This is a genomic window from Hymenobacter glacieicola, assembly GCF_014640315.1.
Lineage (GTDB): Bacteria > Bacteroidota > Bacteroidia > Cytophagales > Hymenobacteraceae > Hymenobacter > Hymenobacter glacieicola.
Genome location: NZ_BMGS01000008.1, coordinates 147,438 through 162,521, shown reverse-complemented (window position 1 = coordinate 162,521; position 15,084 = coordinate 147,438). Strand labels below are relative to the sequence as shown.

Annotated in this window: 10 protein-coding genes; 4 read left to right on the top strand and 6 right to left on the bottom strand. The window is 62.1% G+C overall.

The window, feature by feature from the left end:
• Positions 1 to 16: 16 nt before the first annotated feature.
• Both IEW18_RS15545 and IEW18_RS15540 read left to right on the top strand, forming a co-directional pair.
• Positions 17 to 1,345 (top strand): tetratricopeptide repeat protein, encoded by a 1,329-nt coding sequence (locus tag IEW18_RS15545; protein WP_188558788.1) that lies wholly within the window; start codon positions 17 to 19, stop codon positions 1,343 to 1,345.
• Positions 1,346 to 1,359: 14 nt separating this feature from the next.
• Entirely contained in the window at positions 1,360 to 2,568 is a 1,209-nt protein-coding gene (locus IEW18_RS15540; RefSeq protein WP_188558787.1) for a tetratricopeptide repeat protein, read from the top strand.
• Positions 2,569 to 2,723: 155 nt separating this feature from the next.
• Here the strand turns inward: IEW18_RS15540 and IEW18_RS15535 are convergent, their stop codons facing one another.
• From IEW18_RS15535 to IEW18_RS15525, 3 genes are all read right to left on the bottom strand, one after another.
• Positions 2,724 to 4,106 carry an ammonium transporter gene (locus tag IEW18_RS15535; protein ID WP_188558786.1) on the bottom strand — a complete coding sequence of 461 codons (1,383 nt, stop codon included), beginning with the start codon at positions 4,104 to 4,106 and terminating at the stop codon, positions 2,724 to 2,726.
• 639 nt (positions 4,107 to 4,745) lie between these two features.
• Complete coding sequence (locus tag IEW18_RS15530) at positions 4,746 to 5,942, bottom strand: threonine synthase (RefSeq protein ID WP_188558785.1); 1,197 nt, start codon at positions 5,940 to 5,942, stop codon at positions 4,746 to 4,748.
• Positions 5,943 to 6,007: 65 nt separating this feature from the next.
• Complete coding sequence (locus IEW18_RS15525) at positions 6,008 to 6,913, bottom strand: LysR substrate-binding domain-containing protein (RefSeq protein WP_188558784.1); 906 nt, start codon at positions 6,911 to 6,913, stop codon at positions 6,008 to 6,010.
• Between the two features lie 260 nt (positions 6,914 to 7,173).
• On the opposite strand from IEW18_RS15525, the gene IEW18_RS15520 reads away from it, so the two are divergent.
• Positions 7,174 to 11,607 carry a DUF2339 domain-containing protein gene (locus IEW18_RS15520; protein ID WP_188558783.1) on the top strand — a complete coding sequence of 1,478 codons (4,434 nt, stop codon included), beginning with the start codon at positions 7,174 to 7,176 and terminating at the stop codon, positions 11,605 to 11,607.
• Positions 11,608 to 11,920: 313 nt separating this feature from the next.
• On the opposite strand, the gene IEW18_RS15515 is transcribed toward IEW18_RS15520, so the two are convergent.
• From IEW18_RS15515 to IEW18_RS15505, 3 genes are all read right to left on the bottom strand, one after another.
• Positions 11,921 to 12,916, bottom strand: coding sequence for a M28 family peptidase (locus tag IEW18_RS15515; RefSeq protein ID WP_229728776.1), 996 nt, complete (start codon positions 12,914 to 12,916; stop codon positions 11,921 to 11,923).
• A gap of 196 nt (positions 12,917 to 13,112) precedes the next feature.
• Positions 13,113 to 13,730 (bottom strand): RBBP9/YdeN family alpha/beta hydrolase, encoded by a 618-nt coding sequence (locus IEW18_RS15510; RefSeq protein WP_262891897.1) that lies wholly within the window; start codon positions 13,728 to 13,730, stop codon positions 13,113 to 13,115.
• Between the two features lie 32 nt (positions 13,731 to 13,762).
• Positions 13,763 to 14,194, bottom strand: coding sequence for a hypothetical protein (locus tag IEW18_RS15505; RefSeq protein WP_188558780.1), 432 nt, complete (start codon positions 14,192 to 14,194; stop codon positions 13,763 to 13,765).
• A gap of 186 nt (positions 14,195 to 14,380) precedes the next feature.
• Here IEW18_RS15505 and IEW18_RS15500 point away from each other — a divergent pair, with 186 nt between their 5' ends.
• Complete coding sequence (locus tag IEW18_RS15500; protein WP_188558901.1) at positions 14,381 to 14,968, top strand: Uma2 family endonuclease; 588 nt, start codon at positions 14,381 to 14,383, stop codon at positions 14,966 to 14,968.
• The last annotated feature ends 116 nt before the right edge of the window (positions 14,969 to 15,084 follow it).

The following is a 15,084-nucleotide window of genomic DNA, read 5'->3' as shown; positions in this document are numbered from 1 at the left end:
TGTAACCACCCGCAGCATGAACCACGCCGAGCATACCCGGTGGCAGGAAGCGGTACACCACCTGCTGGACGTACAGCGGCCGGAGCAGGCCGAGCAGCTGGTGCGGCGGCGGCTGGCTACCAACCCCAAGGAAGCGGCGGCTCATCAATTATTGGCCCTCACCCTGCTCAACCAAAGCGGGCGCACTGCGGAAGGACTGTCGGCCATTCGGGAGGCTTTAGTGCTGGATCCGCAGCAGGCCAGAGCCCATTACTTTCATAGCGTTGCCCTGCTGCGGGACTCTCAGCTGTTTGCCGCGATGCAGGCAATTGAAGAGGCGCTACGGCTTGACCCGCGCAATGCTACCTTTTTCGGCTACCAGGCCGTAATTCATAACGCCCGTCGTCACTCGCAGGAAGCTCTGCAAGCCACGGCTGCCGGGCTGGCCATCAACCCCGGTCATCTGGAGTGTCAGTTTCAGCGCGTTACCGCTCTGCGCCAACTGGGCCGGCCGCGCGAGGCGGCCAACACAATCCGACTGCTGGCGTACTGGCACCCTAACCACCCGGTAGCGCATCAGCTACAGGGCGAAGAGGCACTGCGTAATCACCAGCTCTCGGCAGCAGAAGTACATTTCAGAGAGGCCCTGCGGTTACGGCCTGGCGCTGAACAGTCGCGCAAGTCGTTGCAGGAAGTACTGGAATGGCAGGCCGAATCGGCGTTCAACCGGCAGGATCTGCCGCGGGCCGTTGCACTTTACCAGGACATACTGCTTCTGGAACCTAACCAGCCAGAAGCCACCCGCCGGCTCTGGGAAGCCGGGCTGTTTCAACATTGGTCGCAACGGCCTTTTGCCTGGCAGCGGTGCTGGCGGGCTACCTCCTCAGCGGACACGAACGTTCCTTTGCTGAAGCGTTTGGCCTGGCCTCTTTTGCTAGCTCTTCCGTTGCTTGTAGCCTTGGCGGCCCGCACCGCCTTTCAGGTGCGTTATGCCGTTGTTGGTCCGGTGCCTCTGCTGGAAGATGGCTGGTTTTACGCGGGCCTCCTGTGGGCCGCCGCCACGCTTGGGCTTGCGCAGTTTCCGCCCATTCCGTTGCCGGCTTTGTGGGTTGCAGTTGCCGGCGGCCTGGGGTTTGCGTTACGCAACAGTTACCGGAAGTGGCGGCAAGGAACTCGAAAATGGCCTTTAGGGCCTACCCTGCTCCTGAGTCCAGGCAGTATGGCGCTGGTTAATGGGCACGGCAACTGGCTTAACCCTGACGGGGCAAACGAAGCGGCTGGCTTTCTGATGATCTTTGCTGGCTTGCTGCTAGTGTATCACGTCTTTCGCCCCGTCCACCAGCCCGCCCCGGCTTCGCCTTCTTAACGACCTCACGCCACATGGAACAAGCCAACTGGCCCGACCGGATTTTACTGCTACTGCGCCAGGGCCGGGCAGCGCAGGCCGAGCAGGAACTGCGCCGCATTCTGCGGCAGGAGCCTAATGATGCCCTGGCCCACGCCTGGCTGGGCATGGCCCTGCTGGATCTGGGGCGGCTGCCGGAAGGCCAGACCCACATTGAAACGGCCATTGGCCTAGCCCCGGAATTTGACTTTGCTTACTACCTGCTGAGTTTGGCCCACCAGCGCCAGCAGCGCCTGCCCGAAGCCCTGACGGCCATTGAGCAAGCCCTGGCCTTGGACCCGACCGACCCCAACTACCACCACACCCTGGGGCTGATTCGGTTTCAGCGGGGGCAGTGGGAAGGGGCGCTGCGGGCCGCCGAAATGGGTTTGGCCTACGACCCCGAACACGTCGACTGCCTGGGGCTGCGGGGGCGCTGCCTGGCCCGTCTCGGCCGGGCCCAGGATGCGGCCGACTCGCTGGAAACGGCCCTGCGCCACGACCCCGACGATGCCGGCACCCACGCCGACGCCGGCTGGGTAGCCCTGGAAGCGGGCCGGCATGAACAGGCCCTGCACCACTTCCGCGACGCCCTGCGCCGGCAACCTACCTCCAACTACGCCCGCGAAGGCCTGGTGGAATCATTGAAGGCCCAGTACTGGCTGTACCGCGCCTTCCTGCGCTTCACCGTCTGGACGGAAAAGCTGGGCGGGGTTACGCGGCGCCTGCTTTTTATCGGGCTGTACGTGCTGGTGCGGTTTGTGCCGGTGCTACTCCCCATTTACCTGCCGCTGGTATTTATGAGCTGGTTTTCCGACCCTATGTTTAATGGCTTGCTGCTGCTGAACCCTTACGGCCGGCACGCCCTTTCAGAAGCCCAGCGGCGGCAGGCCCTGGCCTTTGCGGGCGTACTGCTGGCGGCTACCCTGCTCCTGACCACGGCAACTTTCGCCGGCCTGGCGGGGGTAGGCCTGCTGGGCGGCAGTTTGCTGGCGGCTCTGTTCCCGATTACGGTAGCCCTACGACCCTATAGCACCCGCAAAGCCCGCGGCTGGGCCGTGGCAGCCACCGTGGTGCTGGTAGGGCTGGGCATAGTGGGGTTAGGTACCAGCCTATTCTTACCAGAAGAGAATCTGCAAAAGGGAATTGTGGGCGCGCTATTTATTACCTGGCTGGCCTACCTCTGGTCTACGGCCCTGCTGTAAGGGCTTGCTGCCGAAAAGACGGCTGAAAAAATAAAAGGCCACCGGATTCCCCGCCGGTGGCCTTTTGTATTGCCTCTCATCCCTTCTAAACCCACCTGCCACCTGAGAGGCGCTCCGGGTTTTCCAGGCCCGAAGCACGAATAGCCGGTGTTGCGTTACGCATTTTCCGGGGTCAGCTCCCGCCGGTACGTGCGCTCAAATTCCTCGTCGATGTGGTAGGTTGATTCCTCGTGCTGACTTAAATCAAGCCCCAACTCTTCCTCCTGAATTTTTACGCGCAAGCCAAAGATTCGGTCCGTGATTTTCAGTAGAATCCAGGCGCCCACGAAGGAATAGGTAATGACAATCAGCAGCCCCAGCAAGTGGTAGCCGAAGGTGGTAAAGGTGCCGTGAATCAGCCCCACTTTATCGGCAAACACACCCGTCAGGAGCATGCCTACAATGCCCCCCAGGCCGTGGCAGGGAAACACGTCGAGGGTATCGTCGATGGTAGTGCGGGAGTTTTGCCAGTGCACGGCGGCGTGGCTGATGAGGGCGGCCAGCACCCCAAACAGGATACTCTGCCCGTACCCGATGTAGCCAGCAGCCGGAGTTATGGCCACCAGCCCCACCACAGCCCCGGTGCAGGCGCCCACGGCCGTGGGCTTGCCACCGCGGGCTACCTCAATCAGCACCCAGGCAATAAGGGCGGCAGCCGAGGCCAGATTGGTATTCACAAAAGACAGGGCTGCCAGCTCGTTGGCGCCCAGGGCGGAACCCGCGTTAAAGCCAAACCAGCCAAACCACAGCAGGCCCGTACCCAGTAGCACGTAGGGTACGTTGGGGGTGGAAAACGAGGACGTGCGCAGGTTGGCCGAGCGGCGCCCCAGCACCATGGCCCCGGCCAAGGCCGCCACGCCCGCCGAAATGTGCACTACCGTACCGCCCGCAAAATCAAGCACGCCCCACTGGCGCAGGAACCCCTCGGGGTGCCAGGTCCAGTGGGCCAGGGGGCAGTAAATAAACAAGCTGAACAGCACCATAAACGCCAGATACCCCTTAAAGCGGACCCGTTCGGCAAAGGAGCCGGTAATCAGGGCCGGGGTGATAATGGCAAACTTGAGCTGAAAGGCGAAGTAGAGGATAAATGGAATGGTGGCGGCGAAGGCCGGATTGGGCGCCGTGCCCACGTTGCGGAGCAGGGCAAACGTGAACGGGTTACCAATCAGCCCGTGCCAGGAGTCGCCGTAGCAGAGCGAGAACCCCACAAAGTAAAACAGCACCGATATAACGCCCAGGGCCACAAAGCTCTGGAGCATGGTGCTGATAACGTTTTTGGGTCGCACCATGCCCCCGTAGAAGAACGACAGACCCGGCGTCATAATCAGCACGAAGGCCGTGGCCGTAAGCATCCAGGCCACGTCGGCGCCGTTGAGCGAGCCGGGGGTAGCGGCGGGGTGTGGCACCTCCACGAAGGCAGCAACCAGGGCCAGCAGTAGCAGGACACCCAGCGTGAACAGGCTGAAGCCCGGATGGAAAGGAGCGACTTTCGAAGTCATATTGCGTATTTCAGAATACTACCATCATTTCTTATGGCAATATACTCGATATCTGTACTCTTTTCTACAAACCGCCCTTATATTTTAGGCCATATATGTTTTATAGAACATATTTATAGCTAATACCCCTTCCAAATATTAGCCTAGCGTTTTTCGACATAGTAGTGAGAACACCTCAGTCATCCTGACTACCTGCAGTAGGAATGAGGGTAGATTAAGGCGGTCGGTTAACACCAGGCAGCGGCAATAAACGGTTTTAAACTACCATTCCGAACGGAGCGGGAATTCTGGATCCGCCATTCAACGGTTGGTCCCAGGTTCCTCGCTCCGCTCGGAATGACAGTTGTGTAGTGGTTGTTTTTTGGTGCAGCTTAATAGACCAGCTGCACTAGGATATAGGTAGTAGCCAGCAACAACGTCCTGCACAGCTCGAGCCGGGGCATCTCGCTAGGTAATGTTGCCCGGGTAAACCACCAATTCGAGCGAGATGGTCCGGCTTCGGCCCTGCAGGACGTTGTTTGAACTGGAGCCCTTACTATCTGCACACTACATGTAAAGCCACGTCTCGATTATAGGGGACTGGGCAACCGCTGCGGCGCTGTTCCTAACAGACTGGGGGCTTTTCAGGCGAACTTCTGCTTAAGCCAGGCCCACAATGTTTTCGAGGTACTTCTGGGCCGAGCCGGTGTTGAGCAGCAGTACTTGCTCCTCTGGCCGAATCCAGCCGGTGCGCAGCAGGTGGCGGGCAGCCATCCAGACGGCGGCGCCTTCGGGGGCTACGAAAAGGCCTTCTTCCTTGCCCAGCTCCCGGAGCCCTTCCAGCATTTGTTCATCGGTAATGGCCAAGGCTAGCCCGTCGGATTCATCCAGCACGTCCAGCATCAGCGGCTCGCCCAGGGGGCGGGGCACGGCCAGGCCGTTGGCAATGGTGGGCTTGCCCATATAGGCCTGGCAGTTAACCTGGCGGCCTTCGCGGGTTTCGACCAAGGGGCAGCAGTTGGCGGCCTGCACGGCTACCATGCGCGGGAGCTGAGCCGTGGCGGGCAGCCAGCCCAGGGCCTGCATTTCGCGCAGGGCTTTCCAGATACCAATCAGGCCGGTACCGCCGCCAGCCGGGTAGAGCAGCACGTCGGGCAGGCGCCAGCCCAATTGTTCGGCCAGCTCGTAGCCCATGGTTTTCTTGCCTTCGAGGCGGTAGGGCTCTTTCAACGTGGACACGTCGAGCAGCTCTCCGGCCGCGTTCAGCTCCCGCACCCGGGCGGCGCAGTCGTTGATGAGGCCGTCCACGAGGTGCACCTCGGCCCCGTACCAGTAGCACTCCTCCCGAAACGCCTGGGGCGTGTGGCGCGGCATGACCACCACAGCCCGCAGTCCGGCGCGGGCGCAGTAGGCGGCCATGGCCACGCCCGCGTTGCCGGCAGTAGGAATGATGCACCCGGTAACGCCCAGCTCCTTGGCCTTGGAAATGGCCATGCTCAGCCCGCGAGCCTTAAACGAGCCAGTCGGGTTTTGGCCCTCATCCTTGAGCCGTAAGTCCAGGAAGCCGTAGCGGGCCGCCAGCCGGGGCAGGGCCAGCATGGGAGTCCACCCCTCGCCCAGACTAACGCGGTTGGCCTCATCGAGCAGGGGTAGCAGGGCGGCGTAGCGCCACATGGAGTTTTCCGTGGCCTGAATGCCGGCGGCGCGGGTCAGCGGCGCGCTCAGGTCGTAATCGGCGACGAGGGGCTGGGCGCAGCAACTGGAAACCCGTTGCAGCGAAAAGGCAGAATGCGGGGCGTGGCAGGCGGCGCAGTGCAGTTGCTGAAGGCGGGAGGCGGTAGCGAGGAGAGTTTGCATAGTGGAGAGTTCAACGCAAAACTCCCCCCTGGCTATTCCGAACCCAAACGGCCATTTGGAATAGGCTATTCCGGTTTGGAATAATGACGCCGGGCAAACTGCACAAAGCTCTTGTAGGGCATGTTGTTCTCGGTGCCCTTGCGCTGTACAAAATCAAAGTGCCGAACCAGGTTCAGGTCGCGCACGGGCACTTCTACCAGCTCGCCGGCGGCCAGCTCCTTCATCACGGATTGCCGGGGCAGGAAGGCCAGGCAGGTATCCACCCGCACAAAGTTTTTGAGGGCCTCGGTGCCGCCCAGCCGCACTTTCACGGGTAGGTCAGTGAGCCGGATTCCTTTCCCGGCCAGGGCTTCTTCCAGCACGGCCAGCGTGCCGGAGCCCGCTTCGCGCAGGGCTACCGGGATGCGGCGCAGATCCTGGGCCGTCAGCTCCTGCCGGTGCAGGGGGTTGCGCCCGGAGCACACGGCCACTACCTCATCCGTGAGCAAGGGCGTGTAAGTAACGTTGCTGACTTTGTGCATGCCCTCGATGATGCCCAAATCAATTTCATGGTCCAGCAAAGCCTTCAGGATGTTTTCGCTGTTGCGGTTTTTGAGCGTGAGCTGGGTATGCGGGTATTGGTTGAGGTAGGCGGAAAGTACCGGCGGAATAACGTAGAGCGAAATGGTAGTGCTAGCCCCAATGACCATGCGCACCTGGGGCGAGAAACCCGGGCTGAGGGCCGTGAACTCCTGGTGCAGCTCATGCTGTAACTGACGGGCAATAAGCAGCTTCTGGTAGAGCAGCTCTCCGGCGGGCGTAAGCTGAATGCTGTTGCCCAGGCGCTCAAACAGGCCCGTTTTGTAGTGCTCTTCCAGGGACTTTACCTGCTTGCTTACCGCCGACTGACTCAGGAACAGCGTCTGGGCGGCTTTGGTGAAGCTGAGCTGCCGGGCAACTTCCAGAAATACTTCGTGCGGATGAGAAAGCATAGTGGCAAGGTAGCGAGGCCGCCCATTACGGCAAGCCGGCCAAACGGCCAGCAGGGCCTCAAAAACGCTAATCAGAAAAATATGTGTAAAATTTTGTCATTCATTTGGTAATTATCCGCCGAGCAATCGGTATGTTTCGGTCCCTATGCTACTGTGGGCTAGGGGCAGCGGCCTACGGGTTATCCGCCGCGCCCCGCACACGCCTTTATGGGTCGCTCGCCGGCGGCTAGTTGTGTTTTATCACTTAATCAATCATCTCTATGGGTACATCCCTGTTGATGCTGGTCATCGTGGTGGTAGCCATGCTGTACCAGAATCTTACCAAGCGCGTGCGGGAGCTTAGCCAACGCCTGCAGCAGCGCGAGGACGAGCACCAAGTGCTTCAGGCCACGGTGGAGCAACTGCGGCAAGCGTTGCAGCAGCCCCGCCCTGCGTCGCCGCCCGCAGCCGAGGCGGCCGCTACACCACCAGTGGCCCCGCCAGCACCGGCCGCACCTCCTAGACCGCTGGAGTGGTACCGTGCTTCAACTCCGGCCGCTACGCCGGCTGCCTCGGCCCTACCGCCCTCGGCCCCAGCGCCGGCCGCTACCCCAGAACCAACACCGGCAGTTTCATCAACCATGCCTGAACCAGCGGCACCCCCGCTAGCTCCCATTCTACCGCCCGTGGCGGCGCCGGCTGCCGCCCCAACGCCAGCATCACCGCCCGTAGCCGCCCCAGTGATACCTGCACCGGCCGCACCGGCTTCCCCAGCTACCTTTTCTCAGCCGGCTAATCTACCTTCCGAACGGGCCGCTTCTGCACCGGTCACTTCTGCGCCGACAGCCCCCCTTACCTCATCTGATCAGCCGAAGTCGGCGCCGACCAATCCGCCGGCTCCTCCCCGGCAGCGGCCCGCTTTGCCCCGGGAAACGGAGCCCAGCGGCCCTACCTGGTGGGACCGGGCCGAACAAGTGATTCTGGACAACTGGACCGGTATTCTGGGGGCCGTAGTGCTCGTGACGGGCATAGGCTTCCTGGGAATTTATACCGCTTTGCGGGTTAGTGCGCCGCTTCGTTTCGGCATGATTACGGGCTTTGCGGCCCTGCTGCTGGGGTTGCATTACTACCTACGGCCGAAGCCCTTTGCGGCCCGCCTGCACGTGTGGTTGCAAAGCAGCGCGGCGGCCGTGTTTCTGTTTGCCTGTGTGGGGTCCGTGAGCGTACCGGGCTTGCAGTGGGCCGAACCGCCGCTAGGCTACCTGCTGTTGCTGGCCGGGGTTGCGGCCAACCTGTGGCTGGCCTGGGACGCCAGCCGCGAATCGGTGGCTACCCTGCACGGAGTACTGAGCTTGGTGGCGCTGGCGGTGCTGCCGCCCACGTTGCTACCCCTGGCGGCCGCGGCAGGCGTTACCGCGTTCAGTATTGGCATTACCTACCGGCAGCACTGGAAGTATCAGTTGCTGCTGAGCATCCTCAGCTTTTTTGTTTTCCACCAGTACTGGCACTATTCCCTGGCGGCCACTGGCCCGCTGAGCAGCAATCTGCGACTGAGCGCCATGGCCTTGGTGCTGCTGGCCGGGGTAGCGGCTGCCGTGGTGCAGTACCGCAAGGTGTACGCCACGGCTCAGTTCGATGGGCTGCTGTTTTCGGCCCACGTGCTGAACTGGACTTTCCTGGGTATTAATCTGTACCAGTACAGCACCGGCTCACCCTGGAAGACCGTGCCCCTGGGGCTGGGTGCCCTGCTGACGTTTGGGGTGGCTCGCCGGGCCCGGCAGCTGGGCATTCCGTGGCTTTTCCGCACCGACAGTATTATTTCCCTGACACTGGCGCTGTTTGCGGCCTTCTCCCTACAGGGCTGGCATGCCTCGGGCAGCCTGATTCTGCTCTTTATGCTGCTGGAAACCCTGCTCGTGGCCTTTATCATGACCCGGGAGCAGGAAAGAATTGTGTCGCAGGTAGCTATGGCTGGTGCCTTGGTGGCGGCGGGGGCCCTTTTGGTCCTTAACATCAGCCAAATCACGGCATATTCGCCCGTTGAGCTGCACCGCAACGCTTTCTTGCTGTTGCTTTCCGGCTTGCTGGGGGCCGGCTATTTCTATCTGGTGGGGCAACAGTTCCGCCCCGATGAGCAGGGCAACTTCAGCGGCCGGGAATTGCACCGGGGCTTTGGCGGTATGGTAGGCGGTTTGTACGCGGGAGCGGCCCTGCTGCTGCTGCGGGCCTTGTTTGGGGTTCCTCATCCGCCGGTAGCGACCCTGCTGAGCGGGACCCTGGCGGCCGCGGGGGCCCTGTTTGGAGTGGCCTGGTGGCTGCGCCGCTCTCCCGGCTGGTTCCGCAGCCTGCACTTCCTTGGCGGGCAGGCCTTCCTTACGGTGGCTATTGTTGGGTTGCACAAGGCCGGTTTGGGCTGGCCGGCTACCACGGCGCTGCTCTACCTGGAAACCCTGCTACTGGCCGGGGCGCTGGGCTGGATTGGGGGACTGCTGCTTTACCGGGTGCTAGCCGCAGCTTCCTTGGCTGGAGGAGGCTGGTTTCTGCTTGCCACTACCCACGCGTTTCGCCTGCTGCCGGCCCCTGAGTTGCACGAGCGGCTACTGCTGCTCTTGCTGCTGGGGGTAGTGAGTAGCGCACTGCTTAGCCTGCCGGCGCGGCTGGCCCGCCTCACCGCGCTGCTGGCTACCGCTTCCTTGCAGGGGCTACATACTGCTTTGCAGCTGTTTACGGTGCTGGTGTACCTGGCGGGGGCCGGGCTCGTAACGCATGCTCTGTTCGGGCTGGCGCAACCACCCGTGGCCCTGCTACTTGCTGGCACAGTGGGCGCGGCCGCCATGCTGGGTAGCCTGGCAACGTGGCTGCTTAAAGCTGGTTGGTTCCGGTCGGCCCATCTTCTGCTCAGCCAATTGCTGCTGATGGTGGCCGTTCTTGGGCTGCACGAGGCGGGCGTAGCATGGCCCGCGGTTAGCACGCTGCTGTACGCGGAAGTGCTGGCGTTTACCTTGTGGCTGGCGTGGCGGTCCGAAGCGGTACTGTACCGGGGGCTGGTGTACCTGGCCCTTCTGCTGGGCGCCACTTTGCCCGTATTCGTGTACCACACCGGCAACCTACCCGGTTCGTTACGCGCGGCCTTGCTAGTAGGAGCGGCCCTGGCTACCCTCGGAACCCAGCTGTTGCTGGGCTGGCGCCAGGTTCCGGCCCACGACGTCCTACCCCTCTCCTACGTTGCCATCTACCGGTTGCGCCTGCTGAGCCTGCTGGTGGGTGGGCAGCTGCTGGCCGCGGGTGGACTGGTAGTTGAGCATACCTGGGCTGGGTGGCTGGCGGCCGGACTAGGCGGCGCTCTGCTGCTGGCGCGGCGGATTCTGAAGGTTCCGGGCCTGTGGCTGGGGCTGGTAGTGGCCGCAGTTGGGTACCAGGTGCTGCAGTGGAGCCAGGTGCTACCGGCGGGCGTTGCGTTCCGCCCCGGGCACATAGTTGGTTACTTGCTACCCTTGCTGGCCTTGCCCGTAGCGGGCCTGTTCTGCTCCTGGTGGGAAGGCCGGCAACAGCACGTACGCTGGCCCTGGCTGTATTTGGGCGGCGCTCAGCTGCTGGTAGCCGCCTGGGCGGCGCTGGCCCCACGCACCGAGGCATTACCCATTCTGGCCTGGACGCTGCTGGCCGCCGGGCTGGCTATAGCGGCGCAGGTAGTGCGAGGCCGGTTTGCCAGCGCCGCCGCCCTTGCCCGGGCCGGCTCACCCGACCGGTTTCTGCTTCACCTCTCTTACGGGCTGCTTTCCCTGGCTTTGCTGGGGCACTTCACGCTGCTGGCAACGCATTCCGCCGACCTGCTGGCGGGCATCCCGGCCCGCCGATTCACGGCGGGGACTCTGCTGCTGGTGCTAGCCGGCTGGGCTGCCCTCCGCCCGCCCGCTACGGCTCCGGTGTACACTTCCTGGCGCTACCTGCATCCGCTCCTGGCGGAGGCAGTGCTGCTGTTCGGCAGTTTCACGGTGTGGTATGAGGTGCAGCTGGAATGGCATTCCCTGCTCTGGATTACGACGGCCTTTACCCTGACGCTGGCGGGCCGCTACCTGCCGCTACGCCTGCGGCGCCTGCGCGTGTACGGCCTGCTGTTTTTCGGGGCGGCCGTGGTGGCGGGCAGTTACGTGGCCCTCACGCGCCTGGAGGAAGGGCAACTGCTCACCCTGGCCGGCCTCACGACCATGGCTACCACCCTCGGGCTGTTTGCGTACTCGGCGGTAGCTCTGCAGCATTTTCCCAGCAACCAAGCCGCTACCTGGCCGCGGCTGCTGGCCCCGCTGGCCGCCCTGGGCCGGCTACCAGCCCGGGTGCTCATTCCGCTGCTGCTGTATCCGTCCTTTGGGGTGCTGACGCTGCTGCTGCTGCAATCCTTCGACCGGTCGGTGCTGACCGTATTGCTGATGCTGGAGGTAGTGGCCGCCTTTATCAGCAGCCTACTGCTCCGGCGCCAGGACTTGCGCTACGTAGCCTTGGCCGGCACGGCCCTGTGCTTCGCCCGCCTGCTACTGGTCGATTTAAAGCAGCACGGCACCATCACCCGCGCCATTGTTTTCATCCTGATGGGGGTGCTGCTATTGGGCATGAACGCCTTGTATGCGCGCTTTAAAAGCCGCTTCGCAACGCTTCCGCCCGATGAGGAGCCGGAACCCACCGCCTCCGAAGAAAATGTGGCGGACTCGCTGAGCTAGCGGGCAACTACATACTCTAGTAAACGCGCCGGGTTCAGGAAAGCAGCTTGCTTTTCTGGGCCCGGCGTTTTGTTGGTGTTCACGCTGTGGGCTTGGCCTCTGACGGGGGCGGGTATATCGTGACCTGGGGCGCCATTATTTTCGGCCGTTTTCAACTGCTGAAAGGCGTGTACCAGCAGTACCGCCTCAGCTAACGCCTACTTTTCCGCGCCTCTTTTCCGCCGATTTGGGCCCGGCGCTACCGTATGTTCCTGGCCTGAGCACGGGGTAGCGCGGGGCGCAATTGGCGGCTGGGCGGCCGGCACTTGGCCGGTTACAACCCCAGCAGCACGGCGTACACCCCGTTTACTACCTCGGCCATGCGCCGGAAGTCCAGGGTGTCGATGGTATCGGAGGGAAGGTGGTAGTTGGGGTTGCGCAGGAAGGCCGTGTCGTTGATCATCAGGGCCTCGTAGCCGTATTTCCAGTAGCTGCGGTGGTCGGAAAGGCCCGCCAGGCCCATTTCGGCGGGCAGGTTAATGCGCTGCACATCCACGTCGGCCTTGGTTTGCATCAGCTCCTGCACCTGCTGAGTGAAGGCTTCCTGGCCCGTGCGGCCTACCACCGTAATAAAGTTGCCGGTATTGGGGTAGAGCTTGGCCAGCTGCTCATTGGGAAAGCGCTGCGAGCCGGGCTCGTCGCGGAAGTAGCCAATCATTTCGTAGCAAAGCATGGCCCGCACGGGCACTTTGGCCGTGTACAACGACTTGGCGTGCACGGCGCTGCCCATGTACTCAGTGGCGAAGTAAGGCGGCTCCTCGTTGGGGTAGGCCACCAAATCTATCCGGTACTTGAGGTTGGAGCCGAGCTGTTGCAGCAGGCGGGCCGTTTCCAGCAACCCGGCCACGGCGCTGGCGTTATCATCGGCACCGGGCGTGTCGCCGCACACATCGTAATGCGCGCCCACAATCAGCCGGGGCGCCGCGGCCGAACCGAACGACACGATGATGTTGCGGTACTGCCGGCCGTCGGCGCGAAAGGGCTGCTCCTCTACCCGGCCGTCTTCCAGCTTTTCAAATTCTGTTTTGATGTAGTCGGCCGCCTCGTTCAACGATTTCAGGTTGCGGTAGTGGCGGGCGGGCTGCAGGGAAGTCAGAAACTTTACGTCGGCGTAGAGGCGGTTTTGGTCGGCAGCCATGGGAGTAGTAGGTTGAGAACGGGAGGGTACGACCGGCGGGGCAGTGCCCTGGGAATTGCGGCCCTGCTCACAGGCCGCCAGGCCTACCAAGGTGGCCAGCAGACAAGCAGCGCGGTTCCAGCAAGCAGCCATATAGTAAGAACGGAAATAGCCGGACAGGGTACTACTACGCGGGCCGGGGCCCTTCCGGGCGAAATTCTTTTTCCTAGAAGCCGGACCTGAGCTGTGGCTGGAAACCAGGGGGTTGGCTTTCCGGACGCATTTACGCAGCGGGTAACTACCGCCGCCTGCTCAGCCAAGGCGACACCTCCGCTTTTCAGCGTAGCCGCTAGCCTAACAACTCCTGCAGCAACCTATGCCCCGCCGGCCACAGCCCCAACCCGGAGGCCGAATTAATATGGCCGAGTGCTCCTACGTTGACCAACCGGCTACCCCAGGCCCGGGCGAACTGCTCAGCCCGCTCCCATGTTGCGTACGCATCATCGGTACTGGCCACCACGATACTCGGAAAGGGCAGCTCGTTCAGCGGCATGGGCGCAAAGCCCGTTGCTTCAGATGGAAAATCGGGCCGGTCAACGTCGGCGGGAGCCACCAGCAGCGCGCCCCGGATGGGGCACCGGGTGGTGCTGGCCCAGTGCGCAATGGTAGCACATGCCAAACTATGCCCGACCAGCACCACAGCAGGGCCCGCCGCCGTTACGGCCGCTTCGAGTGCGGCTACCCATTTTGAGCAAACCGGACTATCCCACTCGCGCTGCTCTACGCGCCGGTAGCCGTAGTGCTGCTCCCAGCGGGTTTGCCAGTGCTCCGGGCCGGAGCTGCCCAGGCCGGGCACGGTGAGAATGGTCAGGGACATACGATTGGCTGCTTGCCCAGCGAAAGTAAGGCTGGGGTCGAATTTTGCGTTGCCTAGAAAAGCCCGTTTTCGGGGCGCCCAACTGCCCAGCCAGGAGCCAGCTAGCCCAGAACAGCCGGCGGTTATTCTTCCTCTAGCAGCCAGCTTTCGGCCTCCGGCTCGTTATCGAAATAGTGCACCGTGAACGGCAAGTGCCCGAGCTGCATCACTACCCGGGCCGTAGCCAGCCGGCCAAACACGTTAAACGACTGCACCACGGCGGCCCGGCGGTAGCCGCATGCATGCACGGCGTTTGGCGTCCAGGTTTCTACCAGCCACTGCTGCATAACCGGCGACAGGGGCGGCATGTGGCGGTGGTCGGTGAGGATGCCCGTTACACCGTACTGGTATAGGCCTTGGCTGGCCGCCTCATATATGGCCTGCACCTGCGCATCAGTAGCCGGGGAACTGTACCAGTCGAGGCGGAGGTATCCGAGGGGATGATAAACTACTTTGCCGGCTTGGTTTTCAAAAACCAGCACGTCGGCGTTGTGAAGAAGATATGCGGCGGCCATACGCTCACAAAGCTAGTGCGCCCTTGGCCGTTGGGCAAGCAAATCGGTCGGCAAAGTCAATATTTTCTACTACTACACATCAGCATAATACAATAATTAGGCTCACTAAAAACAGTCTATCCACTCGAACATCAGGACTTTACGCACCTTTCATTTGAGCCCAAAACGCCCGCCGTCAGGCTCTCGATTACCAAGCTTTCCCAGCTCGACCTGAGCAAAACCTACACCTACGCCGACTACCTGACCTGGCAGCTCACGGATTGGGTAGAGCTCATCCGGGGCAAAGTGCGCCCCATGAGCCCCGCGCCGCGGGTAGTGCATCAAACTATTTCCTTTAACATGTCGGCAGCAGTGCGCAACGGCTTGCGCAGCAAGTCCTGCTGGGGCTTTTCTGCGCCGTTCGATGTGCGCCTGACTACAACCTCCGCCAACGGTGATGCCCAGGTTACCACCGTCGTGCAGCCCGACATCTGCGTGGTGTGCGACCCCAGTAAGCTGGATGAAAAAGGCTGCGTGGGTGCCCCCGACTGGATTATCGAAATCCTGAGCCCCGGTAACCTCGCCCGCGACACCAAGGAGAAATTCGACCTTTACGAGGAAAATGAGGTAGGGGAATACTGGATTGTTTCGCCCGGCGAGAAAAGCGTAACGGTGTACGTGCTTCAGGATAGCCGCTATCAAGTGCGCGGCGAGTTCTACGCGCCCGGCCTCATTCCAGTGCACACGCTGCCGGAGTTTGGTATTGAGTGGACGGATGTGTTTGAGGGGGTGTAGCCGTTACTCATCAGCATCTTCTTCGCCTTCGCCGCAACTGACCCGTAACTGGCCCCCAACTGGCGCGAGTTTAGCGCAGCGTAACTCGTGCCGGCGTATGACGCGAGTTTTCAACT